This is a genomic window from Bacillus sp. C28GYM-DRY-1 (assembly GCF_030519405.1).
GTDB classification, from domain to species: Bacteria; Bacillota; Bacilli; order Bacillales; family Bacillaceae; genus Bacillus; species Bacillus spizizenii_A.
On sequence record NZ_JAUMKF010000010.1, the window covers coordinates 1 to 25895 of the forward strand.

A 25895-nucleotide genomic window follows, 5' to 3' on the forward strand; every position below is an offset into this window, starting at 1 on the left:
AGCTGTTCACGCTGATCTTTTGAGTGTTTGGACAACATGGTAAAACCTCCAAAATCTAGATTCACTCATATTTTAACAAAAAAAGCGTGTCGATGAAGCCACTTATTGTGACTTTGTCGACACGCTGCGAGACTGCCTTGGCAGTCTCTTTTCTTTTGTCATGAATCTAATTGGACAAGCATACTATGGTATAAAATTTCGTATGCGGGAGGAAAAGCGATGAAGCGTCTCACTTTTGTAAGCAGCTTTGTTTTTATTCTTTTTATTCTTTTTTATGATCTTAAAATTGGAACGATACCGATTCAGGACCTCCCTGTCTACGAAGCATCAGCAAAAACGGCGGCACAAGAACCATCATATAAAACAGTAAAGGTAAACCCGGGTGATACAGTTATGTCGATTGTCGGAGCAGCAGGTTCTCCAGACGACATTGTAAAGGATTTTGAAGCACTGAACCCGAATGTGAAAGCTAACGCCATTCAAGCAGGAACAGCGTACAAATTCCCGGTCTACCCTTAATTAACGTTAATTTCTTGTCAGTTTGGCGAAGACACTGTTACAATATAATTTGTAAACTATATTCACATAAACTAGAATTGTTATATCTAGAAGCGGCAACTACAATGAAGGAGCGATTCAAGTGAGTGAAATCACACATCGTACAAAAACGCGTCCCGTCAAAGTGGGACCTTTAACAATAGGCGGCAACAATGAAGTTGTCATCCAAAGCATGACAACAACAAAAACACATGATGTAGAAGCAACAGTGGCGGAAATTAACCGTTTGGCTGAAGCCGGATGCCAAATTGTCCGGGTAGCATGTCCGGATGAACGGGCGGCAAACGCCATTGCGGATATTAAAAAACGCATTTCCATTCCGCTCGTTGTTGACATACATTTCGATTATAAACTTGCATTAAAAGCCATTGAAGGTGGCGCAGATAAAATCCGAATCAACCCCGGCAACATCGGCCGCCGCGAAAAAGTCGAAGCGGTCGTTCAAGCGGCGAAAGAAAAAGGGATTCCGATCAGAATCGGAGTAAACGCCGGTTCACTTGAAAAACGGATTTTAGAAAAATACGGTTATCCGACTGCTGACGGAATGGTAGAAAGCGCACTTCATCACATTAAAATTCTTGAAGATCTTGATTTTCACGATATTATTGTCAGCATGAAGGCATCTGACGTGAACCTTGCAATCGAGGCTTATGAAAAAGCGGCGAAAGCATTTGACTATCCGCTCCACCTCGGGATCACCGAGTCAGGAACACTGTTTGCCGGCACAGTAAAGAGCGCAGCAGGACTTGGCGCGATTTTAAGCAAGGGCATCGGGAATACCCTGCGCATTTCATTAAGCGCAGATCCTGTGGAAGAGGTAAAAGTAGCAAGAGAGCTTCTGAAATCTTTCGGTTTAGCTTCCAATGCTGCCACGCTCATCTCATGTCCGACTTGCGGCCGTATTGAGATTGACCTAATCAGCATTGCCAATGAAGTGGAAGAATATATTTCTAAGGTAAAAGCACCGATTAAAGTTGCTGTTCTCGGCTGTGCCGTAAACGGACCTGGTGAAGCAAGAGAAGCTGATATCGGCATCGCCGGAGCTCGCGGCGAAGGGCTGCTGTTCCGGAAGGGGAAAATTGTCCGTAAGGTTCCTGAGGAAACAATGGTAGAAGAACTCAAGAAAGAAATCGACATTCTTGCTGAGGAACACTATGCAAAGCTTGAAGCTGAAAAAGCAAAATCACAAAAAGCTTGACGGGAACCCGTCAAGCTTTTTTGTGTTAGAAGAAAGGAATAATAAATATTCCAAGCACTAATGAGATGACACCGATCCCCATCGCCCAAGCTCCAAGGCCTTGGGCACCTCTTCTTCTTGCGATATAGCCGACAATAATACCGGCAGCTCCCAATAAAACAGGCAGTACAAACAATGAAATAATGGACAAGGCTAGAGCAATATACCCTATTCCCCGTCCTTCATTGACATTGCCGCCGCTGCGGTCATTGTCTCGGTCATTGCTGCGGTCAGCAGCACGGTAAGGTTCTGCGACTTCAGCTGCCGTTTCCTCAAAAAAACCATTATTGTCTCGGGTTATATTTGTCCCTTCAGAACCTTGATCAACATAGTAACCGTTGTTATCACGTTTTTCATAATCGTTTGCCACCTTCAATTCCCCCTTCTGTTTTTATTAAAGGAGCTTTTATAGTTTGATCTATTTCGCCTGATTCATGTTTGCTAAACTTTTCTGTTAATGTCAATTGTTTATGTTACACTTGAAGGGATGAAACTGAAGGAGTGTGGGCATGTTACGCTTAGGAATAGATATTGACGGCACAATTACGGCTCAGGATACATTCGTCCCATATTTAAACCGCTCGTTTAATCTTTCCATTTCATTAAACGATATGACGGATTATGATTTAACAAAGCTGTTAAACATTTCGCAGGAAGAATTTTGGGAATGGATGAATCAAAATGAAGCGACCATATATAAGGAAGCATTGCTTGCACAGCATGCAAAACAGTCACTTGACCTCCTCAAAGAGGAGCACAAGCTTATTTATATTACAGCGAGACGGACTCATTTAACTGATATTACCTATGAATGGTTTGACAGGCAAAACATTCACTATGACCACATCGAACTCGTTGGCGGTCATCATAAAGTTGAGGCAGTCAAAAATCATAACATCGACTTGTTTTTTGAGGATCATCACGGAAACGCGATGATGATCGCGAAAGAAGCCGGTATACCGGTCATTTTATTCAATTCCCCTTATAATCAGCTTCCGATTGATTCAAACATCATCAGAGTAAACAACTGGCTAGAAGCTGTTCAATGGATCAATAAAAACAAACATCACTTCATACGGGTCAGGAACTGAAAAAGGAGCCACACTGGGCTCCTTTTCTCATTGCAATTACGCAGTCGTGCTTTCTTAATTTTCCGCTGTACAATCAGGGCATGTGCCGTAAATCTCAAATTTATGCCCGCTGACCTGATAGCCATCCAAATCATCACAAAGCTTGTCCATCGGGCATGATTCAATTTCCTTTGTTTTACCGCAAGCAAGACAGATAAAGTGATGATGATGATGGGTAAATGAACACTTAAATCGGAAGAGTTTTTCACCGGACAGCTCGGTTGTTTCCAAAATACCAAGTTCTTCATATAAAGAAAGATTCCTGTAGATTGTATCAAAGCTTAAGCCAGGATAATCATCATTTAATGCAGATAGTACGTTTTTAGCGGTAAGATATCTGTCTGAATCAGCAAAAAGCTGCAGCATATCCTCCCGTTTGTTTGTATATTTATATCCATTTTCTTTCAATAGGTTCAGCGCTTCTTGTACGTTCATGAAGGTTCCCCCTTTTCGCTATGCTCTTAAGAACGTATCACATGTATGAAAAAGAAAATGGCAGCTGTCTGACCAGCAAGCCATTTTCTCTACTGCAGATAAAATTATACCCATAAAATGAATAAAAGTAAATGAAAGCCTAGTGGATTGCGTTTTTGAATTTCCCGCCACTCGTTTCATGAGTATTCATAATTGTTATGAAAGCATTTGGATCGATTTCAAATACGATCGATTTTAGCTTAGTCACTTCCAGCCTTGTGACAACCGCGTAAATCACGTCCTTTTCTTCGTCCGTATATCCGCCTTTCCCCTTCAGCTTGGTTGTCCCGCGACCGAGACGGTGCAAAATCGCGTCGGATATCTCATCATACTGATCTGACACTATCATAACAGCTTTTGTTTCATCAAGCCCCTGAATGACGGCATCAATTGTTTTCATCGCTATATAATATGTCATGAAAGAGTACATTGCTTGCTCAGGACCGAACACAAAAACAGCCCAAATGAAAATGAATACATTAATGAGCATAACGAACTCACCTACTGAAAACGGCAGCTTTTTCGTCAGCAAAATACCGAGAATTTCTGTACCATCCATTGAACCTCCGTTTCGAATAACGAGCCCGACTCCAAAGCCGAGTAAAAGACCTCCGAATACAGTGGCCAAAATAGGCTGAGTTGTAATGGCTTCTACATGGTGAAGCGAAGATTCAATAACGGCAAGCCCAACAATCCCAATCATCGTAGAGACAAGGAAGGTCTTACCGATATATTTATATCCGAAGATCATAAAAGGAATGTTTAACATGACAACAAATAAAGCGAAATTCAGAATTGGGGTTGACTTAAAGAGGTGGTCTAAAATTAGTGATACACCGATGATCCCGCCATCAATAAAATCATTGGGGATTAAAAATAATTCTATACTTACAGCCGCACATGCAGCTCCTGCCAGAATCATGAAAACCCTGAAAATAAAGTGGGAAAATGTTTCTCTCTTATGTTGTTTTGTTGGGGTCATAAAATCTCCTTTCCTGCAATAACTATTTTAAATACATTATAAATCTATTTTACCATTAAACACTGACACATTTTATTGTTTTGCCCATACATTAAGTCTGGAGGTGGAATGGTCGATGATTTTATTTCAAAGAATTATTTTGCAGCGGCTTAATCAGGCTACTGCTGACGATTTGCTCAAGTACTCAAAACAATACGGAATCAGTTTAACAAGACCGCAGGCCATTGAAGTAGCAAACCTGTTATACGGAAAAAATGTGAACATTTTTAATGAGAGTGAACGAATGCGGCTGCTGAAACAAGTAGAGGCAATTACATCAAAAGAAACAGCCCAAACTGTTAATGAACTATTCAAACAATTTACAACCTAAAAAAAGGGGGATAGCTCCCCCATTTTTTATTGCTGTAAAATCTTTTCAAGCAATGTGTCATCAAATTGTTTTTCTTTCAGCATTACAATCTCAAAACGGTATGGCGGTTTTTTATTCTTTTTATCTTCACCGACATACGGCGTTTCAAGAATTTTTGGAATGTCTTTTAACTGCTCATGGTGAACAACATATTGCAGTGCATCAAATCCGATTTCGCCAAAGCCAATGTTTTCATGGCGGTCTTTTCTTGCACCTTTGACATTTTTGCTGTCATTGATATGAAGTACTTTAATACGGTCAATACCAACGATTTTATCGAACTCATTCAGCACTCCGTCAAAGTCTTCAACAATCTGATATCCGGCATCATGTGTATGGCACGTGTCAAAGCATACTGACAAATGCTCATTGTGCGTAACGCCATCGATAATCTGTGCAAGCTCCTCAAAGCTTCTGCCGATTTCTGATCCTTTTCCTGCCATTGTTTCTAATGCAATTTGGACATTTTGATTCGGATCAATCACTTCATTTAAACCTTCAATAATTTTTTTGATGCCTGCTTCAGCTCCCGCTCCCACATGAGCGCCAGGATGAAGGACAATTTGCTTCGCTCCGATGGCCGCTGTCCGTTCAATTTCAGAACGAAGAAAATCGACACCTAGCTCAAAAGTGGACGGATTTGTCGTGTTGCCAATATTAATAATATAAGGCGCGTGTACAATAATCTCGTCAATGCCGTTTTCTTGCATATGTGCCCGGCCAGCTTCTATATTTAAGTCTTCAATTTTCTTTCGGCGCGTATTTTGCGGTGCGCCCGTATAGATCATAAACGTATTTGCTCCATAAGAAACTGCTTCCTGGCTAGCTGCAAGAAGCATATGTTTTCCGCTCATAGAGACGTGTGAGCCTATTCTCAGCATCAGGTTCCCCTACTTTCTTTTGTTAGATTGGTTTCTTCTCTGTTTTTTCTTGATTTTCTCCATCTCGTAGCTCATTTTCTTTTTATATCCAGGCTTTACCTTTTTCGGCTTTTTCACAAGACGATGCGCAATTTCATCCGCTTCGTTCGTCGTTTTTTTGCGTTTTTTGCGGCGCTGGCGGTCATCGCCTTTTTTCCACTCGCCCTTTTCAAGCTCTAAGTAATCAAATTCGATACCCATTTTCTCAAGTCTGGCTAATGCATCCTCATCAGAAAGCTCGTAAATGGTCATCGCTTGTCCTGATGAGCCGGCGCGAGCCGTTCTGCCCACACGGTGAATATAGAAATCGAGATCATCCGGCAGCTCATAGTTGATAACATGACTGACACCTTTAATATCAATGCCTCTTGCGGCAAGATCAGTTGCAATGACATAAGTAAATTCCAAATCATTGATTTGCTTCATGACTTTTTTTCGTTCACGAGGCGTTAGTCCGCCGTGCAGCAGCCCGATTTTCAGACCTTTACCAGTTAAATATTGAGCGATATGGTCAGCTGTGTTTTTCGTATTGGCAAACACAATGCCCAAGTATGGATTCAGATGAGACATGATGTCAAAAAGGAGCTTGTCCTTGTCACGATGTTTTGAAGCAATGAGAATATGCTCAATTTTCGCAGCAGTCACCTGTTTCGGCTCCACGTGGGCGTATTTCGGATTTTCCATATATTTTTTCAAAAATGGTTTCAGCTTTTCCGGAATCGTTGCTGAGAACACAAGCATCTGCAGATCCTCAGGCATGCGGGAACCAATATAATCTACATCTGTAATAAATCCCATATCCAGCATTAAATCCGCTTCATCAATGACGAGAGATTCTGCTTTATGAACACTTAACGCCTGTTCCTTGATTAAATCGGCAATTCGGCCGGGTGTGCCGACTACAAGATGCGGCTGTGTCTTCAATTTATCAATCGATTTTTGTTTATCTGTGCCTCCGATAAAACATTTCGAGCGAATCTGGCTGCCTTCCTCACCCTGTGTGATTTTAAGCGCTTCCTGATGAATCTGGTTGGCAAGCTCTCTAGTCGGAGCCGTAATGACAACCTGAACGACATCCTTGCCAGGATCAATTTTGTTTATTAAAGGAAGTAAATAAGCGTGCGTCTTTCCAGTTCCCGTCTGTGACTGGCCGATGACGCTTTCTTTTTTTAACACTGCAGGAATCAGCCTTTTCTGAATATCAGTCGGTTCGTAAAAACCAAGGCGGTGTACTGCATCTATAATAAATGGTTTCAATTCGTAAAGTTCAAATTTCGTTTCTTTCATTTTTCCCAGCTCCTTAAAGCGGCACATTATGTGTCCATCATCACATTATACCCGATTTTGCTTAAAAACACCACGTTTGCAAGGCGTTTGTTTTATTCAGTTATGTAAAGCAAATACCGCAGCCCATGCATATTCTAATAGCAGAGAGAGCTGAAAGGAGGTACAAGTATGTTTTCACCGCAGCAGCCGATGAGAAATTATCCGCAGCCTGGACCGCCCCGCCCCATGCCAAATCAGCAAATGATGGGCAGAAGACCGCCTAATATGCCAAGACCTTCATTTAGACCGCAGCAGCAAGGTTTTCAGCAATCCGGACAATTTCTTTCTCAGGCAAATGCCGGGGCGAGAAATGGTGCCGGCGGAGGCTTAAAGGGGATGCTGTCAAGGTTCTTACCCGGCGGAGGAGGCGCTGGCGGCGCCGGAGCACCAGGAGCAGGCGCAGCAGCGAGCGGGGGAACAGGTCTGCAAAGCATTCAAAATATCGCCAATCCTGCATCTTTATCCAGTATGCTTGGGAATGTGCAAAAAGTGCTCGGCATGGCACAGCAAGTCACCCCCATGATTCAGCAGTACGGCCCATTAGTCCGCAATCTGCCGGCAATGATGAAGCTGTACAGCCAATTAAGTAAAAGTGATGATACTGAGAGCAATGTGGAAAATGAAAATCAAACAGATTCACAAGAAACCTCAAAAACAGAGAACGAGGTTCAAGCCAAAATCTCAGATGGGAGCAAAAAATCACAATCTAAAAGTTCTTCTCTATCTAAGAAATCAAAAATCTCTGACAATAAAGAGTCAAAATCAAAAGCACCTGCCCCTAAGAAAAATGAAGCTGCCTCTCCTTCTCCGAAAAGAACATCAAGCAGTTCAAAGCCAAGATTATATATTTAACATTCTTTGATATCTGAAGTAAGATTGGCTATAATGAAATAAGAAGAATGCAAGAATAGAGCCGTTTGATTACGGCTTTTTATATTGCCTTTACTCACTTCAGTATTGGAGGACAACCGGAAATGGACGTAATAAAAATTTCGCCGCGCGGCTATTGCTATGGCGTAGTTGATGCTATGGTCATTGCCAAAAACGCGTCACTAGATAAAAGCTTGCCAAGGCCCATCTATATACTCGGGATGATTGTTCATAATAAACACGTCACTGATGCGTTTGAAGAGGAAGGAATCTTTACTTTGGACGGTGCTAACCGTCTGGACATCCTGAAGCAGGTTGAAAAAGGAACGGTTATTTTCACTGCGCATGGTGTTTCTCCCGAAGTCAGAAGAATCGCTGAGGAAAAAGGATTAGTCGCAATTGATGCTACATGTCCAGATGTGACAAAAACTCACAATTTAATTCTAGAGATGAAAGATAAAGGTTACCACGTGATCTATGTCGGTAAAAAAGGGCATCCAGAGCCTGAAGGAGCCGTTGGTGTAGCGCCTGAGATTGTTCACTTAGTTGAAACAGAAGAAGATGTGAAAAACCTTGATATCAAAGTAGAGAAATTAATCGTGACCAATCAGACAACGATGTCTCAATGGGATGTTCACGACATCATGGAGCTTGTCAAAGAGAAATATCCTCATGTCGAATATCATCAAGAGATTTGCCTCGCTACTCAAGTACGGCAAGAAGCTGTATCAGAACAAGCGAAAAAAGCTGACTTAACAATCGTTGTCGGCGATCCGAAAAGCAACAATTCAAATAGGCTCGCTCAAGTGTCAGAGGAAATAGCCGGCACAAAAGCATACCGAATCGGCGACCTAAGCGAATTAAAGCTCGAATGGCTGAAAGGCGTTAATACCGTTGCAGTTACTGCGGGGGCTTCAACACCAACTCCGATCACAAAAGAAGTCATTCGCTTTTTAGAGCAATATAAGCATGAAGATCCATCAACTTGGACAACGGAACACAATATACCGCTCAAAAAAATACTCCCGAAAGTAAAAGCAAAAAACTGAGGCTATATAAGCCTCAGTTTTTTTATAGAAATGCAAATGGATTTGTATCTGTTTCAGAAACAAAGATATTTACGTCCAGCTTTTTATCCTTGCACATTGACGTCAATTTTCTCGTGACGCCTTCTTTCATGATTTTTTCCGCATAATGGCCCGGATCAACAACATTTAAGCCTAGCATCATCGCATCATGAGCAACATGGAAGTATAAATCTCCTGTGACGTAAACATCGGCGCCCTTTCGTTTCGCATGATGAATATACTTGTTCCCATCTCCGCCTAGAACAGCTACCTTCTTCACCAGGCTGTCTGCTTCACCCACCATTCTGACGCCATTCACTTCAAGCTTGTCTTTTACAAATAAAGCGAATTCCTTAAGCGTCATCTCAATTTTAAGTGTTCCGACACGGCCGAGCCCTTTTTCGGCAGGAGACTGTTCGACAGGATAGATGTCGTAAGCGACTTCTTCATATGGATGGCTTTTTATCATTGCATTTATAACAGCTTTTTCGATGCTTTTAGGAAACACAGTCTCTAGCCTAACTTCATGAACAAGCTCAAGCTCTCCCACTTTACCGATAAAAGGCTTAGCGCCGTCCAATGGCTTAAAGCTGCCGATTCCTTCAGATGAGAATGCGCAATGGCTGTATTCGCCGATATGGCCGGCTCCCGCATTTCCAAGCGCTGTTCTGACCTTCTCTTCATATTCCTTCGGCACGTATACGGCCAGCTTTTTCAGAGGATCAGTATAAGTAGGAACCAGCACCTCCGTTTCACTCAGCTCTAATGCTTCAGCAAGCAAGTCATTTACGCCGCCGTCCGCAATGTCTAAATTTGTATGGGCTGCATAAACAGCGATATCATGCTTCAAACACTTTTCAATTAACCTACCTGCAGGCTGATCTGTTGAAATATGCTTGAGCGGCCTGAAAATAGGAGGATGGTGTGCAATAATCAAATCAACCTCTTTTTCAATCGCTTCATCAATAACACTCTCCAACACATCAAGTGTAACCATCACATTTTTAATCGGTTTATTTAAAGTGCCGATTTGCAGGCCGATTTTATCGCCTTCGACCGCATAGGCTTTCGGGGAAAATTGTTCAAACAGTTGGATAATCTGCTGTCCATTTACGCTTTTAGCCATGATTGATAACCTCCTTTAGCAGTTGCATTCGATCGGCGAGCTCCTTTAATTTCTCTTTATTTTGCTCTGTACTTGCAGCTCGGCTGATCTGTTCATATATGTTTTGCGTGTGCTGAAGCTCTTGTGTCCATTTTTTCAAAAAGACAGCACTCTTTTCTTTTGCCAAGAAAGGGCCGACGAGCATACCAGCTGATAAAGAAATACCGGCATAAGCCGCATCTCTGTCTCCCGCTTCAGCGACAAGCACCTCATAGCACTTTCCGTCTTCTTCCAAGATCACTTCATCTGTCAGCGCATATCCTTCTTTATAAAGCCACTCCCTGATATGAACAGCATGAATATTCGGCTGTAAAATAAGACGTTCTTTCCCCGTTAATTTGTCTTTACCCGCTTCTAAAATGTGAGCGATTAAAGAACCGCCCATTCCTGCAATCGTAATGGCATCGGCTTCACCTTTTTTAATGACTTCCAGGCCGTCTCCCTGTCTTACAGAAATGTGCGCGCTTAAACCTGATTTTTCAACCTGCCGCTTGGCAGACAAAAACGGGCCGTCTGTTATTTCTCCCGCAATTGCCCCGCTGGCTTTATGATTCAGCACCGCATAACAAGGAAGGTAAGCGTGATCAGACCCGATATCAGCCATCACCGCTCCATTCGGTATGTATTTCGCTACTGTTTGCAACCGTTTAGATAAATTTAATTCGTTCACTTTTCATCACAACTTTTCTCAATCATTTTTTCCTATACTATCATATAAAAAATCAGCCCGGAATCCAAGCTGTGCGAACGATTTTCAGTCTTTTCTTTTCATGTGTGTCTTCTACATACGCAGACAAAAATAAAAGGCTGTCGAGAACATCTCGGCGGCCTGAGAACGTATTAGGAGAAAGGTAGATTTTTTATTTAATTTTTGACACCCACTCTGCCATATCATCTAGCTTATCAGCCGGAACAAGACCGGAAGGCATTCCATTGCCACCTTCTTCGATCTTTGTTTTAATGTCACTGACATCTTTTTTATCCCCTACACCTTTTAAGCTCGGACCGGAAACACCTTCATAATTTTCACCATGGCACGAGATACAGTTTGCCTTGTAAATATCCTCCGGTGAAGCGTTTGCATCTTCCTTTTCAGCAGATTTACTTTCTCCGCCGCTTGCAATCTCCCGAGAGTCATCAAGCCCCTTTACTGATAAAAAGAAAGTTAGACCAATTCCTAAAACAGCGATTAATAAAAATGGAATAAGCGGGTTCCATTTCATTTCCCTTCCCCCTTTTTGATCCTTCCCCCTATGTAAACACTTCTAATTCTAACTTATTTTTACAAAAAGTAAATGGATTGCTATTCAAAAGTTTTTTATTCACAATTTATACAAAATTGAATAGAAACATGCCTATTTCTCTGATATCCATCTTATTCTATTGTATAATGCATTGTATACGCTTACAATATAAAATATGGAATCATATTTAGAATTTTTCATCACATTGTCCATTTGCAAATGACATCATTTTTCAGTAAAATAAAGGCATATTATCCATATACATTTTTGAAAAAAAGAAGAACGGATCTGCAAGACCCGTTCCATCTTATTCGAGGAAATCTTTCAAACGTTTACTTCTGCTAGGATGTCTTAGTTTCCGCAGCGCTTTGGCTTCGATTTGTCGAATACGCTCTCTTGTTACTCCAAATACCTTGCCGACCTCTTCTAATGTTCTTGTACGGCCGTCATCAAGACCGAATCGAAGACGCAATACATTTTCTTCACGATCAGTTAACGTATCAAGTACATCTTCCAGTTGCTCTTTCAATAGCTCGTATGCGGCATGGTCTGATGGTGAAGTTGCTTCCTGGTCTTCAATGAAATCACCAAGATGCGAATCATCTTCTTCACCGATCGGTGTTTCCAGCGATACCGGCTCTTGTGCGATCTTTAAAATTTCACGTACTTTTTCAGGTGTTAAATCCATATCTTCCGCAATTTCTTCAGGTGTTGGCTCTCTGCCTAAATCTTGCAGCAGTTGACGCTGCACACGGATTAATTTATTAATGGTTTCAACCATATGAACGGGAATCCGGATCGTTCTCGCCTGATCGGCAATGGCGCGAGTAATCGCCTGTCTGATCCACCACGTAGCATACGTACTGAATTTATAACCTTTACGGTAATCAAATTTTTCAACGGCTTTCATCAGACCCATGTTACCTTCCTGGATCAGATCAAGAAACAGCATTCCGCGTCCGACATACCGTTTTGCGATACTGACAACAAGCCGTAGGTTCGCTTCAGCCAATCTGCGTTTAGATTCTTCGTCACCCTCTTCAATCTTTTGAGCGTAGGCGATTTCTTCTTTTGCAGAAAGAAGGTTAACCCGGCCGATTTCCTTTAGATACATACGAACTGGGTCATTGATTTTGACGCCAGGCGGTACACTTAGGTCATTAAGGTCAAATTCTTCTTCGGCTTTGGCAAGCTGCTGAATATTAGGATCTTCTGTTTCTTCATTCTCACTAATTAATTCAACACCTTGTTCACCTAAAAATTCATAATACTCATCCATTTGGTCTGATTCAATTTCAAAGCTGGACATACGCTCGGCAATTTCTTCATATGTCAAAACGCCACGTTTTTTACCAGACTCTGTTAATTGCTCTTTCACTTGGTCGAATGTTAATTCTGTCTCGTGGGTTTGTTTATCAGCCATTATGGATCCCTCCTTCCAAAGCTTGCAACGAATTCTATAAGCGGTATGATTCTTATTCGGTCCATTCAGGCGTTTTCTATGTGAACTGCCTTTAATAATGTGCGAATAATGAAATGACAATTCATGATGAGGTTAAGCGATCTATTTGCTCCTCCGCAAGGAATCATTGCCAATAAATGCTCCTCACCGGTTTTTCAGTTATTTTAAAGATCGGTTCAATGTAACGATTTCTTGAGCCAGAGAAGCAGCTCTTAAAAAATCTTTTTGTCTTTCGGCTTCGGCTCTTTCCGCCTCTTTTTCTTTTATCATTGACCAATTTCTTTGATTCAACACTTTTTTTACATAATCTGATAACTCGGCTTCGCTGAGCTCTTGATTAATCTGAAGCATTAGTATATCTGACAAGAGCTGGCTAATTTGATCATCCGTCACTCTGGCCATCAGATGCTGAGACGTCAACTCGGCACCTTCTTCATAAAAAGCGTAAAGATAGGCGGCTAATGCGCGGTGCTCATCAATGTTAAATTCAAAGCCTACGCGGTCAATCACTTTTTTGATAACGCTTCGATCTCGAAGCATATGGGCGAGTAACAGCCTTTCTGCATTTTCATACGCCGGACGCAGACGTTTTTGCCTTGCTTTTGTCGTCAGATGCGCTCGCCGCGTTTTCGTTTCACCGCCATTGTCAGCAGGTTTATTTTGCTTGCTGAAAACAGACAGCTGCTCGGTTAAAGACTCCTGTGAAAGCGAAAACTCTGAAGCAAGCTGTTTTACGTAGACTTCCTGCTCAAGAGACCCTGAAAGCGTGCTGATTTCTTTCAGTACGTCTTTAATGTAAGCTAAGCGGTCTCCTTCATCAGACAGGTTCTTTCCCTTGCGGAAATATTGCATTTTGAACGCCATTACGGTGACACTGGCGTCGATAATGTCGTTTTTAAATTTTTCCCCGCCGAACTTTTTGATGTAATCGTCAGGGTCCAATCCGTCAGGAATCATTGCAACTCTGACTTTGCAGCCTTTATTTTGCAGAAGATCTGAAGCTTTTAAAGTGGCTTCATAACCGGCTTTATCAGAGTCATAGCAAAGAATGATTTCTTCGACATTTCTTCTCAAGATCTTGACATGATCATCTGTCAGAGACGTTCCCATTGTAGCTATGCTTTCTTTTACACCCGAGCTTACAGCCGATATGACATCGGCAAATCCTTCAAATAAGACCGCTCTTTCCTGCTTTCTGATATGAAGGCGGGCTTTATAAAAATTGTAAAGCAGTTTACTTTTATGAAAGAGCGGTGTTTCAGGACTGTTCATATACTTAGGCTGCTGGCTGCCAAGAGCCCTGCCTGAAAAAGCAACAACAGCTCCGTGATGATCATGGATCGGAAACATGACGCGGTTTCTAAAACGGTCAAAATATCCGCTTCCGTCTTCTCGTCTGATCAAGAGACCCGCTTTTTCCATTTGCGCCTCACTAAAGCCTCTCTTTACGAGAAATTTCGTAATGAAGTCCCAAGAATCAAGAGCATAGCCGATCTGAAACTCATCAATCAGCTCTTTCGTAAAGCCTCTTGAAAGCAGATAATCCAGCGCCTCTTGACCTTCTTTTGTATTTATTAACAAATGATGGTAAAATTTCTTCAGGAGCTCATGAGCCTCAGCCATTTTTTGTTCTCCAGAAGACTCTGGCCGGGCCCCGGAATGGACTGTTATATCATCTGGAAAATCAATTTGGTATTTGTCAGCAAGGTGAGAAACCGATTCGGCAAATGAATAGCCTTCCATCTGCCTTAAAAAAGAGAAAACATTGCCGCCCGCTCCGCAGCCAAAGCAATGAAAAATCTGTTTGTCGGGCGATACGGAAAACGAAGGTGTGCTTTCTCCATGAAAAGGACAGAGTCCAAAGTAGTTTCGGCCTTGCTTCTTTAATTGAACGTAATCACCTATGACTTCAACGATATCTGCCGACTTTTGCACCTGATCCACAATTTCATCTGGTATCCGATTTCCCATCTTATAACACTCCGTCGTACATTATTCGATGCTTTAGTGCAAAATCCCTTCATCATTCGACAGGATTTTTTGCAGCAGAGTAATAAATCGTTCTCGATCTTCTTCATTCAATTTTTTAGGCCCTTTGGCGTATATGCCTTTTCTCCTTTGTTTGCCGGAAAAATGACGGCTCTCAAGAGCAAAATCAATCATGCCTTCTTTGTAAAGACGCCCTCTTTCCGACATGACGGAGACATTTCTGTTCAACAGCAGGGATGCTAACCCGATGTCCTGCGTCACAACAATATCTCCCGGTTTTACGTGATTTGCGATATATAAATCAGCAGCTTCTTTATGAGGATCAACATATTTCCATTTTTCTTCATTGCTTCTGGAAAGCTGATAATGTTCAAATGAAGCGACAAAAAGTACTTCAACTTCATACTCAGATGCTGTTTGTAAAATTTCATCTTTTACCGGACAAGCATCTGCATCGACAAAAATCGTCTTTTCTTGTTCATTAAGAAGAGTAATTCTCCATCCCTCCATTAAACTCCTGCATAAAAGCAAGCAAAATCGCACATCCTTTATCAATGCGGACGTATATGAATTTGTCGAAAAATTTCCGGGAGAAATTCTTGACATCTTACCCATAATAGTTTATTCGTATCACACGAACCTTAAACCTAAAATTAATCATTTTATCACAATTTTTTATTATAATACAAACTTCACAAAGATGCTATTATTTTTCATTATTCCCTATTTGCATAGCCAAAAACCCAGGATAGAGCGTCCTGAGTTACATATTTTTTGTTTTGAGATGATGGATAATATTTGCTGTTTCTTCAACCGCTTTATTTGAAACATCAACAACCTGGCACCCGATCCTGTCCACAATCTTTTCGAAATATTCCAGTTCCTCTTTGATTCTGTTGATATTTGCATAGATCGCTTTGTCATTAAGCCCAAGTGATTTTAACCGTTCTTTTCTGATATGATTCAGTTTATCTGGGCTAATCTTTAAGCCAATGCATTTTTTCGGATCAACGTTAAAGAGTTCTTCCGGCGGGTCAACCTCGGGAACAATCGGAACATTTGCAACCTTTAGGCGCTTGTGGGCGAGATATTGAGACAGCGGGGTTTTAGACGTTCTGGATACCCCGATCAAAACGATATCAGCTTTTAAAATCCCTCTTGGATCACGTCCATCATCGTATTTAACTGCAAACTCGATCGCTTCCACTTTTTTAAAATAGTCTTCATCAAGCTGGCGCACCCGCCCCGGTTCGTATTTCGCCGTTAAACCGTAGGCTGTTTCCATTTTATCAATTAACGGGCCGATAATATCATAATATAAAACATTTGCTTTATCCGCTTCGGCAATCAAATATTCTCTGATTTCGGGCACAACTAGTGTGAAACAGATAATGCCGCCGTCTGCCTTTGCAAGTGAAATCACTTCATTGATAGTGCCTATATCTTCAACATAAGGAATTCTTCTGACATGTGTATCGTCCGCTGAACCGTTAAATTGGCTGAGTGCTGCTTTTACTACCAATTCAGCTGTTTCACCGACGGAATCCGATACAACATAGATGATGCGGTTATTCATATTATCCCCCCGTTAGTTTGCGATCTTATAGGATTTCATTTTCAGATAAACTGACAAGTATTTTTGTCATATTTGTTTTTGTCACTCTCCCGATTACTTCAAAGCCTTTATCGGTATCTTTGATGACAGGCAGTGCATCAATTTGTTTTTCTATCAAATGCTTTGCAATGTCCATCACATAATCCTCACGTCTGCACACCGTAATATTCGGCATCCTTGTCATGATGATATGAACAGGGACAGATGTAAGCTCCTGCTGGCCTATGCTCGCTCTCAGCAAGTCTTTTCGTGAAAGCACCCCCACTAAAACAGCATCACGGTCCACCACAAACAGAGTACCTACATCTTCTAAAAACATGGTGCAAATCGCATCGTACACAGAAACATTTTCATGAATCACGACGGGGATAGATTGAAAGTCTTTCACCTGAAGCTTTTTGAGTTTATCCGCCAAAAGCTGTGTTCCGGTTTTTCCAGTGTAGAAATAACCGACTCTCGGACGCGCCTCAAGGAATCCTGACATGGTGAGTATGGCTAAATCCGGACGCAATGTTGCTCTGGTTAGGTTCAGCTTTTCTGCAATATGCTCCCCTGTAATCGGCCCGTTTTCTTTTACAATCTGCAAAATATGTTCTTGCCGTTTATTTAGTTCGATCGTACTCACCACCTTTTCATTTCATATCTATGTAAAGAAATAATAATCCATATTATATCGTAAATATCTTGTAATCAAACAAAAAACTTATAAATGGGGAAAAGACGATTACCGATTACACAGCAACCGCCTTTTCTATCTTTATTTTACAATAAGGGCATTCATATTCGCAAAGGACTTGATCTCATCCGCCAAGCTTACCATTTGCGCCAAACGGTTTGCCTTTAATGTCTCATTATCTGCTATAACCATTGTATGATCGAAGTAAGCATCGATCGGTTCTTTTAAGGCTGCAAGTGAAGCAAGTGCCGCCTCATAATCTTTTTTGCTGAAGTTTTCCTGCAGGTTTTGCTTCGCTGTTTGGTAGGCATCAAACAGTTTGGCCTCGTATTCATTTTCAAACAGATCAGGCTGAATGTCTCCTCGGACTCCTTTTTTACTGATAGAGATCACTCGGCCTAATGCTTCAGCTGTTTCCTTAAATCCCGGTGCACCAAGCTTATGTTCCAAAACTTGTGCTTTATTCAGCGCTGAGTACGGCTCAAGCTCAGAGCTTTCCAGCACGGCATCGATGACATCGTGTCTGATCTGTTCAGCATTTAAGACATACTTCAGACGCTGAGTGAAGAAATCAAGCAGTTCATTTTCTTTATCCGTTTGTACAAAAGTAAGCAGCTCTTCAAACGAAATTCCCCAGTTGCGGTCAAGAAGAATCGCAACAATACCGCTCGCTTGGCGACGCAGCCCATAAGGATCCTGAGAACCGGTCGGAATAACACCGATAGAGAAGAATGAAACGATTGTGTCTAGCTTATCCGCCATTGCTACAACAGCTCCGGTGAAAGTAGAGGGCGTTTCTCCGCCTGCTGATCTAGGCATATAGTGTTCGTTGACTGCCACAGCCACAGCTTCATTTTCGCCAAGCATTCTCGCATACTTTTCACCCATAATTCCTTGAAGCTCAGGGAATTCGTATATCATATGCGTAACGAGGTCGAATTTAGAAATTTCAGCAGCCCGCTTCACATGTTTTAATGAATTTTCATCAGCCTGTAGACGGCCGGCAAGCTTTTCTGCGATTGAAGTAACTCTTCTAACCTTATCAGCAAGAGAACCAAGCTCTTCATGAAAAACAATGTTTTCAAGCTTCTTCACATTTGCATCAATGTTTAGTTTCTGATCTTCCTTGTAGAAGAATGAAGCATCAGATAAACGCGCACGCAGCACTTTTTCATTGCCTCGGGCCACATTTTCGATCGCGTGGCTGTTCCCGTTTCTGACTGTGATAAAGTGAGGGAGCAATTCTCCGTTCTTATCTTTGACAGGGAAGTAGCGCTGATGCTCTTTCATTGTCGTGACAAGCACTTCCTCAGGAATGGACAGAAACTCAGATTCAAATGAACCGTAAAGAGCTGTTGGGTATTCCACTAAATGATTCACTTCATCAAGAAGATCTTCGTCAACTGGAATGCTCCAATTGTTTTCTGCAGCCATCGCTTCCAGCTGAGATTGAATCATTTGTTTCCGGACGTTTGGATCAGCAATAACGTGCTGTTCTTTCAGCTGCTCTTCATAAGCTGAAGGTGAGTCAATTGACACTTCATGTCCAAGGAAACGGTGTCCTTGTGTTGTCCGTCCAGACTCAACGTTTGTGATCGAAAATGAAATGACCTCCTGTCCAAATAAAGCGACAATCCATTTGATTGGCCGGATATAACGCAAATCCTCATTTCCCCAGCGCATGTTTTTCGGGAAATGTAAGCTAGTAACCAAACCGTTCAGTTCCGGCAGAAGCGATTTCGTTTCTTGGCCGGCTTGGAACTTTTGCACAAATACATACTCTGTGCCTTTTACTTCTTTGATGTACAGGTCTTTCACGTCTGCGCCTTGGCCCTTTGAAAAGCCAATTGCCGCTTTTGTCCAGTTGCCGTCTGCATCAAGGGCAATTTTTTTCGCAGGCCCTTTCGCCTCTTCTTTTATATCATCCTGCTTTTCTGCTACATCCTTTACGAAGACAGCAAGGCGTCTTGGTGTATTGAAGAGCTTCACTTCACCGTGTGTGATATTTTTTTCTTTAAGCCAGCCTGTCAGCTTCTCACCAAGCTGAACCATGCTATCATTTAAAAAGCGCGCCGGCATTTCCTCTAAACCGATCTCTAAAAGTAAATCCTGTTTACTCATGAGAAGAACCCTCCCCTTTAAGCATTGGGAACCCTAGTTTTTCTCGTTCCTCATAATAGGTTTTTGCTACTTTTCTCGCTAAATTTCGCACTCTTGCAATATAGCCTGTCCGTTCGGTAACAGAGATCGCACCTTTGGCGTCAAGCAGGTTGAAGGTGTGCGAGCATTTCAGCACATAGTCATATGCAGGATGAACAAGTCCGTTATCCATTTGCTTAATCGCTTCTTTTTCATACGTGCTGAACAATTGGAACAGCATATCAACATCTGACGTTTCAAACGTATAAACGGAATGTTCGTATTCCGCCATCATGAATAAATCTTTTACTGTAAACCCTGACGTCCATTCCAAGTCGAAAACATTTTCTTTATCCTGGATATAAGACGCGAGACGCTCAATTCCGTACGTAATCTCTACAGAAACCGGTTTACACTCTAGTCCTCCGACCTGCTGGAAATACGTAAATTGTGTGATTTCCATTCCGTCAAGCCATACTTCCCAGCCAAGACCTGCGCAGCCTAAAGATGGGTTTTCCCAATTGTCTTCAACAAAGCGAATATCGTGCTCAAGGGGATCAATTCCAAGAGCACGCAAGGAATCTAAATACAGCTCTTGAATGTTGTCAGGAGACGGTTTAATAATGACCTGAAACTGATGATGCTGATACAGTCTGTTCGGGTTCTCCCCGTATCGGCCGTCTGCAGGGCGTCTGGAAGGCTCTACATAAGCCACTTTCCACGGCTCCGGACCGATACTGCGCAAAAACGTATACGGGCTCATCGTGCCGGCCCCTTTTTCTACATCGTAAGCCTGCATAAGCACACAGCCCTGACTGGACCAATGCTTTTGCAATGTTAGAATCATGTCTTGAATATTCATTTCAAGCACCTCCACTTTTCCTTCATAAAATGACTGCGGCAGCAACCAAAAAACTCCCGTCTCTATGCTTGCCAGCCGCAAACATAGGGACGAGAGTTCTCCCGCGGTTCCACCCTAGTTGCTGAGAACATAATCCCAGCCTCTTTTTTTGAAATTGCTCAAGAATGCCTTTCGTTGCGTGCTCATCCTTAGCTTACACCGTCCTAAGGTCGCTTTCATGAGGTAAACGCAAGTACTTCTTTCTCTCACTGCAACATATTTTATAATAAATGATCATATAAAAAGATGGACCAGATGTCAACTTTTGTTTTCACCCATTAGATGTTTCATGCTTTCCATTTGATCTAAAAAGCGCTTTGACTTTAAATATAACCCTGAATATTCTTCGTAATATAAATCAATTACTTGCTTTAACTCAGCTTTTGTTTCCTGCTTTAAGGACACATTGCCCAGCCTCGACAGATCGAAGTAATAAAACAGTCTCAAAAGCCTTGCCGTTGGCGGTTTAATTGGAACCCTGTAAGGATCTTTTTCAAAGCAGCGATGGCAAATAAAACCGTTATCACGAACAGAAAAATGAAAGGTCCCGTCCTGGCTTTTGCAATGCACACAGTGATTCAGCTCAGGATACAGCCCCATGACACCGAGCATCTTCATTTGAACAATGAAGGTGATGACATCCGGATCTGTTCCTTCATCCAGCTGTTTAAACGATTCTAAAATAAATTCAAACAAATAAGGGTTTGGCTTCTTTTCTTCTGTGCCTTTGTCCACTAGCTCAGCAATATACGCCGCATATGCTGTTAAAAATAAATCTTCCCTGATGCCTCTCATGCTGAGGATCATTTCACCCTGCTGAAGGGTTCCGAGGCCCGATGTTTTTTGCATTAGGAACGAACCATACAAAAAGGGCTGGCTGACTGCTGATAAACGGCTGTTCGGTTTTTTGGCGCCTCTTGCCATAACACCTATTTTTCCGTGTTCTCTTGTCAGTAATGTAACGATTTTATTCGTCTCTCCGTAATCATTTGTGCGAAGAACGATTCCTTCACATTTTGTCAGCATTTCCGCACCTTCCTAAAGCAGGAGCGGCCAAGATGTTTATAAAATTGGATAATCAAATCGGGCTAGCTCATCTTCTAGTTCTTCGGGTCTTTCCATGTTCTCTTTTTCCAGTTCTTTAAAAAGAAGATACGTATCAACATTTCCTGTTTGAGAAAATACGTTCCAGGTAAAATTCAACACAAGAAACCCACCTTTCTGTAGTTAAACTAGCTTACCTAAATTCCAAATTCTTACCTTTATCTTGACCAGATGTCCTCCATTTCATGTTAAACAAAATTTGCTAATGTATCCCTCTTGCTGTGAGAAAATGACACAGCAAGGAGATTAATATTCGTCCTCTTTAAAGCCAAAATCGCGAAGCTGGGACATTTTATTACGCCAGTCTTTCTGCACTTTGACCCACAATTCAAGGTAGACACGGGAGCCTAACAGTGCTTCAATATCCGCTCTCGCTTTTTTTCCAACCTCTTTCAGCAGGCTTCCTTTTTTTCCAATCACAATGCCTTTTTGGGAATCCCGTTCGACCACAATCGTTGCCGCTACGTGCACAGAACCGTTGTCCTGTGCTTTGATGGATTCGATGGCTACCGCAATGCTGTGCGGGATTTCTTCTCTCGTTAGATGCAGTACCTTTTCCCTGATTAATTCAGAAATGATAAAGCGCTCTGGGTGGTCGGTTACCTGATCACTCGGATAGAATTGCGGCCCTTCCGGCAAATATGCTTCAATCTGAGCGAGCAATGTTTCGATATTATTTCCTTCTAAAGCAGAAATCGGAACAATTTCCTTAAAAGGATAACGTCCACGGTATTCGTCAATTAACAGAAGCAATTGATCGGGATGAATTTTGTCAATTTTGTTTACGATTAAAAATACAGGCGTAGACATCTTCTGCAATTTCTCAATGATGAATTCGTCGCCCTTCCCGTAGCCTTCCTCGGCGTTGATCATAAACAAGATCAAATCAACTTCTTTTAATGTATTTTGCGCCACTTTCATCATAAAGTCCCCAAGCTTATGCTTAGGTTTATGAATCCCTGGTGTGTCAATAAAAATCGTTTGTGATGTGCCTGTCGTCAAAACTCCTTGCACCTTGTTTCTCGTCGTTTGGGGCTTATCGCTCATAATTGCGATTTTTTGTCCAATGACTTTGTTCAAGAATGTAGATTTTCCTACGTTTGGTCTTCCGATAATGGATACAAATCCTGATTTAAAGCTTTCGTTCGTCATGTAAATCCTCCGATGAAAATGCGCCTGGCAATAATTCTTCCACAGTCATTTCTTTTATTTGTCCTTGTAAATTAGTCAGTATGACAATAACATCCTTTGTGCAAAGCTCAGAAATCACCTGGCGGCAGGCTCCGCACGGAGATACCGGTCCTGGGGTGTCAGCCGCAACGGCCAGCATCTGAAACTCTGTATCTCCTTCGGAAACAGCTTTAAACAAAGCGGTACGCTCAGCGCAATTGCACATGCTGTATGCCGCGTTCTCGATGTTGCAGCCTCTGTACACTTTTCCATCCTTGGTAAGAAGAGCGGCTCCTACTTGAAATTTGGAGTACGGCGCATATGCCATATCACGTGCTTTTAAAGCTTCTGTTATTAATTCTTGTTTGTTCATGTGTACATGTTCCTCTCTTACCTATAATGGTACCGCTATCACTTTATATTTTACATAATCGCGCGCTTTTTTTCACGCCCATTTCTAAAAATGTAAAATAAATGTAAGAATCTTCAGCCATTACAGCTTTGGCAAAAAAATAAGTAAGCCAATGATACCCGAAATGACGGCAAAAACGCAAACAGCCCCGGCGGCAGCGTCCTTAGCCGCTTTAGCAAGAGGGTGATGTTTGTCTGTAATTAAATCAACCGTATGCTCAACGGCTGTATTTAAAAGCTCCAGCGAAAACATTCCTCCGATCAAAAAGAAAATAATCACCCATTCAATCGGGCTGAGCTCCACGAGGAAGCCGCAAATAAGAACAGCGCAGGCGGCTGCGAGATGAAATTGGAAATTCCGCTCCGTCCGCGCTGTTTCCCAGATGCCCCGGCCTGCATGGACGAAGCTTTTGAAGAACCGCTGCAGCTCATTTCTATGATCTCTTGAGTCCATAGGCGTCCAGCAAATCCTTTTGCTTAGTAAACATCTCCTCTTCTTCCTCTTTCGTCATATGGTCATATCCTAAAAGATGCAGAAATCCATGCACGGCAAGAAATCCGAGCTCTCTTTTAAAAGAATGATTATACTCCTCTGCCTGCTCTCTTGTGCGATCCGCACTGATGATAATATCACCTAAAACCGGCGGCATTTCTGCGCCCACGATTTCAACCTCGCCTTCTCCCTCTTCTTCAAGAGCAAATGAGATGACGTCTGTCGGCGTATCCTTTCCTCGGTATTCTTTATTGATCTGCTGAATGTCTTCATTGGTAACGATCGTGACAGAAACTTCAGCCTGATCCTGAACGCCTTCACGGTCAGCGGCAAATTGAAGCAGGTTTTCTACTTCTTTGAGCATCTCTTCAGAGACACTCCCCGTTTCATCAACGATATCAATCAGTAAACTCATCTATTTCACCTTCTTAGTAGCCTCCGGATATTCAATCCGGGAGTGGAAAATTCCTTTTAATGTTGCACAGAGCGTTTTTGCGATTGTATCCAGCTCCTTAAATGTCAGATCGCATTCACTGAACTGTCCGTCCTGAAGCTTATCGGATATAATACCCCGGACAAGCTTTTCAATTCGTTCAGGATTTGGATTATGCATGGATCTGACGGCCGCTTCAACACTGTCAGCAACTGATATAATCGCGGCTTCCTTTGACTGCGGCTTTGGTCCTGGATAACGGAACTCTTCTTCAGTAATCTGGTCCCCTTTTTCCTTCGCTTTATAATAAAAGAACTTTAAAAGCGACGTTCCATGATGCTGCTCAGCAATGTCGACAAGCTCCTTCGGAAATTTATAGCTTCTCAGCATATTCGCACCGTCAGTGGTATGAGAAATGATGATATTTTTACTCAACTGAGGAGACAGCTTGTCATGCGGATTGTCTATATTCATTTGGTTTTCAATAAAATATTGCGGACGCTTTGTTTTTCCAAGATCATGATAATACGCGCCGACTCTTGCAAGCAAACCATTGGCTCCAACAGCCTCACAGGCTGCCTCTGACAAATTGGCGACCATTACACTGTGATGATATGTACCTGGTGTTTCTGTTAATATTTTTCGCAGCAGCGGGTGGTTAGGATTTGACAGCTCAAGCAGCCTCATAGTGGATAAAATGCCAAAGCCTGTCTCAAAAAACGGCATCAGGCCGATGATCAATACAGAAGAAGCAAATCCCGACACGACGCCCATCAGCATTAGCGTACCGATTTCAAGTCCTGATAGCGCAGTGTTTTGGATCAATAACAAGGAAAGAACGACAATCATATTAATAAACGCTACGAAAAGCCCAGTCTGCAAAATCTTAGATCTTGCATTGTGTTTTCCTAAAAATAAAACACCTGAAATCCCGCTGATCAAATAATAAATCCCTATGACATAATTGAATGTTCCTGTCACACCCTGATTAAACATCATACTTCCGCAAATCGCAAGAATGATACTTCCTAGAATGGCAATGCGTTCATTCATCAGCAGTTTGATTAAGATCGCGCCGGCCGCAATGGGGACCAGATAGCCGATATTATGATATTCCATCTTCTGGAACAAACTGACAACCTCCATAATAACAAGCAAAAGCGTTGTGATAATGGAGAACAGCAGGATGGATTGGTTTTTAACCTTTAGGTTTTGTTTCTGTTTTTCAAAATAATAGACAAGCGTTGCAATGAAAAGTCCGATCATAATCAATAGGCCGCTGATCGGTTTAAAGAGATTTGAGTTATTTAATAACCCGGTCAGCTCAAGTTTTCTGTACACTTCTCGATCAATGAGGTCATTTTCTTCCACGAGCACCTGCCCCTGTTTGATCTGAACCTGCTGGACATTGTCTGACGCTTCCTGCCGCTTTGCCTCTGTCGCTTTTGGATCGAAGACGTAATTCGGGATAATAGCAAAACGCCCGATTTCTGTCGCAGCTCCCAAGTATTTAGATGGGATAGAATTGCCCTTTAGCTCTTTTTCCACTTTATCCTTTGCATCAGATAGTTTATCCGATGAGATTTCACTGCTCATGACCGTATTCACTACTGTGATGACCGTATCTCTGACAAAAGAAAAGTCTTCACTGTTTGCTTTCAGCAATATCTTGATGGAATCCTCTGATATGGAATCATTCACATCTGACGTTAATTTGTTCTTCACAGACTTAACAATTGCTTTTTCCGATGGTGATTTACTGTCTTCTTCTGATGATTTTTTCACTTCGCTAATACTGTCAAATATAGATGTCACAAGGTCAATCCGATTGTCTGTATATTCTTTTTTTAAGGTATATTGATCTTCAACCGCGTCCTCAGCGGCTTGCTTTTTTTCCTCTGTGGCTTTTTGATCTTCCACGGTTGCCGGAGCATAAATGGTCTTGTCGCTGACTGAAAATAGGTCTAAATCAAGTGTTTCCGGCTTAACATGTACAAAGAGCAAAGCAAACATAATGGCAGCCAGCAGAAGATACAGCAGTACATGCATGGAGCGGGCGTTTTTAAAGCTGCTCCATTTTTTTGAGCTGCTTTTGGTCTTCCCCTTCTTTTTCAACACAA

The 25895-nt window shown here is 42.0% G+C and carries 28 protein-coding genes and 1 other annotated feature; of the genes, 6 read left to right on the plus strand and 22 right to left on the minus strand.

All coding sequences use genetic code 11. The features are described from left to right. Positions 1 to 219 precede the first annotated feature (219 nt). The gene (locus Q3W56_RS11125) at positions 220 to 519 is read left to right on the plus strand and encodes a LysM peptidoglycan-binding domain-containing protein (RefSeq protein ID WP_302895518.1); all 300 of its coding nucleotides are present in this window, start codon (positions 220 to 222) and stop codon (positions 517 to 519) included. A 115-nt stretch (positions 520 to 634) separates the two neighbouring features. After that, positions 635 to 1756: a flavodoxin-dependent (E)-4-hydroxy-3-methylbut-2-enyl-diphosphate synthase gene (gene ispG / locus Q3W56_RS11130; protein ID WP_302895623.1), complete on the plus strand. Its 1122-nt coding sequence runs from the start codon at positions 635 to 637 to the stop codon at positions 1754 to 1756. 25 nt (positions 1757 to 1781) lie between these two features. On the opposite strand, the gene Q3W56_RS11135 is transcribed toward ispG, so the two are convergent. Next, the gene (locus Q3W56_RS11135) at positions 1782 to 2171 is read right to left on the minus strand and encodes a DUF308 domain-containing protein (RefSeq protein ID WP_302895519.1); all 390 of its coding nucleotides are present in this window, start codon (positions 2169 to 2171) and stop codon (positions 1782 to 1784) included. Between the two features lie 133 nt (positions 2172 to 2304). Between Q3W56_RS11135 and Q3W56_RS11140 the strand changes: the two genes are divergently transcribed. Beyond that, entirely contained in the window at positions 2305 to 2886 is a 582-nt protein-coding gene (locus Q3W56_RS11140; RefSeq protein ID WP_302895520.1) for a hypothetical protein, read from the plus strand. A gap of 54 nt (positions 2887 to 2940) precedes the next feature. Here Q3W56_RS11140 and zur read toward each other — a convergent pair whose 3' ends face one another. Together zur and Q3W56_RS11150 are read right to left on the minus strand one after the other, a co-directional pair. After that, positions 2941 to 3360, minus strand: coding sequence for a zinc uptake transcriptional repressor Zur (zur, locus tag Q3W56_RS11145; RefSeq protein ID WP_302895521.1), 420 nt, complete (start codon positions 3358 to 3360; stop codon positions 2941 to 2943). Between the two features lie 139 nt (positions 3361 to 3499). Beyond that, positions 3500 to 4381, minus strand: coding sequence for a YitT family protein (locus Q3W56_RS11150; RefSeq protein WP_302895522.1), 882 nt, complete (start codon positions 4379 to 4381; stop codon positions 3500 to 3502). Between the two features lie 115 nt (positions 4382 to 4496). On the opposite strand from Q3W56_RS11150, the gene Q3W56_RS11155 reads away from it, so the two are divergent. Beyond that, entirely contained in the window at positions 4497 to 4751 is a 255-nt protein-coding gene (locus Q3W56_RS11155; RefSeq protein ID WP_019715000.1) for a DUF2624 domain-containing protein, read from the plus strand. Between the two features lie 26 nt (positions 4752 to 4777). Here the strand turns inward: Q3W56_RS11155 and Q3W56_RS11160 are convergent, their stop codons facing one another. Both Q3W56_RS11160 and cshB read right to left on the minus strand, forming a co-directional pair. After that, positions 4778 to 5671 carry a deoxyribonuclease IV gene (locus Q3W56_RS11160; protein WP_302895523.1) on the minus strand — a complete coding sequence of 298 codons (894 nt, stop codon included), beginning with the start codon at positions 5669 to 5671 and terminating at the stop codon, positions 4778 to 4780. A 9-nt stretch (positions 5672 to 5680) separates the two neighbouring features. Continuing rightward, a complete protein-coding gene (gene cshB, locus Q3W56_RS11165) occupies positions 5681 to 6997 on the minus strand; it encodes a DEAD-box ATP-dependent RNA helicase CshB (protein WP_302895524.1) in 1317 nt (438 codons plus the stop codon). A 168-nt stretch (positions 6998 to 7165) separates the two neighbouring features. Here cshB and vrrA point away from each other — a divergent pair, with 168 nt between their 5' ends. After that, the gene (gene vrrA, locus Q3W56_RS11170) at positions 7166 to 7888 is read left to right on the plus strand and encodes a VrrA/YqfQ family protein (protein WP_302895525.1); all 723 of its coding nucleotides are present in this window, start codon (positions 7166 to 7168) and stop codon (positions 7886 to 7888) included. A 122-nt stretch (positions 7889 to 8010) separates the two neighbouring features. Continuing rightward, positions 8011 to 8955, plus strand: a complete 945-nt coding sequence (locus Q3W56_RS11175) for a 4-hydroxy-3-methylbut-2-enyl diphosphate reductase (protein WP_302895526.1) — start codon at positions 8011 to 8013, stop codon at positions 8953 to 8955. A gap of 22 nt (positions 8956 to 8977) precedes the next feature. Here Q3W56_RS11175 and Q3W56_RS11180 read toward each other — a convergent pair whose 3' ends face one another. The 17 genes from Q3W56_RS11180 to pgpH form a co-directional block, all read right to left on the minus strand. Further along, complete coding sequence (locus tag Q3W56_RS11180) at positions 8978 to 10099, minus strand: Nif3-like dinuclear metal center hexameric protein (protein WP_302895528.1); 1122 nt, start codon at positions 10097 to 10099, stop codon at positions 8978 to 8980. After that, positions 10092 to 10742 (minus strand): tRNA (adenine(22)-N(1))-methyltransferase TrmK, encoded by a 651-nt coding sequence (gene trmK / locus Q3W56_RS11185; RefSeq protein WP_302895625.1) that lies wholly within the window; start codon positions 10740 to 10742, stop codon positions 10092 to 10094. The genes Q3W56_RS11180 and trmK overlap by 8 nt, the downstream gene beginning before the upstream one ends. Before the next feature lie 256 nt (positions 10743 to 10998). Further along, positions 10999 to 11361: a cytochrome c550 gene (cccA, locus tag Q3W56_RS11190; protein WP_019715007.1), complete on the minus strand. Its 363-nt coding sequence runs from the start codon at positions 11359 to 11361 to the stop codon at positions 10999 to 11001. 328 nt (positions 11362 to 11689) lie between these two features. Further along, positions 11690 to 12805: an RNA polymerase sigma factor RpoD gene (rpoD, locus tag Q3W56_RS11195; protein ID WP_003226225.1), complete on the minus strand. Its 1116-nt coding sequence runs from the start codon at positions 12803 to 12805 to the stop codon at positions 11690 to 11692. 198 nt (positions 12806 to 13003) lie between these two features. After that, positions 13004 to 14815, minus strand: a complete 1812-nt coding sequence (gene dnaG / locus Q3W56_RS11200) for a DNA primase (protein ID WP_302895529.1) — start codon at positions 14813 to 14815, stop codon at positions 13004 to 13006. A gap of 33 nt (positions 14816 to 14848) precedes the next feature. Continuing rightward, on the minus strand, positions 14849 to 15343 hold the full coding sequence (locus Q3W56_RS11205; RefSeq protein WP_302895530.1) for a YaiI/YqxD family protein: 495 nt from the start codon (positions 15341 to 15343) through the stop codon (positions 14849 to 14851). Between the two features lie 253 nt (positions 15344 to 15596). Beyond that, positions 15597 to 16409 carry a pyruvate, water dikinase regulatory protein gene (locus Q3W56_RS11210; protein WP_003226219.1) on the minus strand — a complete coding sequence of 271 codons (813 nt, stop codon included), beginning with the start codon at positions 16407 to 16409 and terminating at the stop codon, positions 15597 to 15599. Between the two features lie 25 nt (positions 16410 to 16434). Next, positions 16435 to 17073, minus strand: a complete 639-nt coding sequence (gene ccpN, locus Q3W56_RS11215; RefSeq protein ID WP_003237058.1) for a transcriptional regulator CcpN — start codon at positions 17071 to 17073, stop codon at positions 16435 to 16437. A 132-nt stretch (positions 17074 to 17205) separates the two neighbouring features. Continuing rightward, positions 17206 to 19245, minus strand: a complete 2040-nt coding sequence (glyS, locus tag Q3W56_RS11220; protein ID WP_302895531.1) for a glycine--tRNA ligase subunit beta — start codon at positions 19243 to 19245, stop codon at positions 17206 to 17208. Then, a complete protein-coding gene (gene glyQ / locus Q3W56_RS11225; RefSeq protein WP_003226213.1) occupies positions 19238 to 20125 on the minus strand; it encodes a glycine--tRNA ligase subunit alpha in 888 nt (295 codons plus the stop codon). Before glyQ ends, glyS begins: the two co-directional genes overlap by 8 nt. Positions 20126 to 20207: 82 nt before the next feature. After that, positions 20208 to 20383: a binding site (T-box leader), on the minus strand. A 39-nt stretch (positions 20384 to 20422) separates the two neighbouring features. Then, on the minus strand, positions 20423 to 21190 hold the full coding sequence (gene recO, locus Q3W56_RS11230; protein WP_302895532.1) for a DNA repair protein RecO: 768 nt from the start codon (positions 21188 to 21190) through the stop codon (positions 20423 to 20425). Positions 21191 to 21226: 36 nt separating this feature from the next. Then, positions 21227 to 21370, minus strand: a complete 144-nt coding sequence (locus Q3W56_RS11235; protein ID WP_003230053.1) for a YqzL family protein — start codon at positions 21368 to 21370, stop codon at positions 21227 to 21229. A 144-nt stretch (positions 21371 to 21514) separates the two neighbouring features. Continuing rightward, positions 21515 to 22420, minus strand: coding sequence for a GTPase Era (gene era / locus Q3W56_RS11240; protein ID WP_302895533.1), 906 nt, complete (start codon positions 22418 to 22420; stop codon positions 21515 to 21517). Further along, a complete protein-coding gene (locus Q3W56_RS11245; protein ID WP_019715014.1) occupies positions 22401 to 22811 on the minus strand; it encodes a cytidine deaminase in 411 nt (136 codons plus the stop codon). Before Q3W56_RS11245 ends, era begins: the two co-directional genes overlap by 20 nt. 120 nt (positions 22812 to 22931) lie before the next feature. Beyond that, a complete protein-coding gene (locus Q3W56_RS11250) occupies positions 22932 to 23303 on the minus strand; it encodes a diacylglycerol kinase family protein (protein WP_019715015.1) in 372 nt (123 codons plus the stop codon). Next, positions 23284 to 23757 (minus strand): rRNA maturation RNase YbeY, encoded by a 474-nt coding sequence (gene ybeY / locus Q3W56_RS11255; RefSeq protein ID WP_302895534.1) that lies wholly within the window; start codon positions 23755 to 23757, stop codon positions 23284 to 23286. The genes Q3W56_RS11250 and ybeY overlap by 20 nt, the downstream gene beginning before the upstream one ends. Next, positions 23758 to 25893, minus strand: coding sequence for a cyclic-di-AMP phosphodiesterase PgpH (gene pgpH / locus Q3W56_RS11260; RefSeq protein WP_302895535.1), 2136 nt, complete (start codon positions 25891 to 25893; stop codon positions 23758 to 23760). Positions 25894 to 25895: the final 2 nt, after the last annotated feature.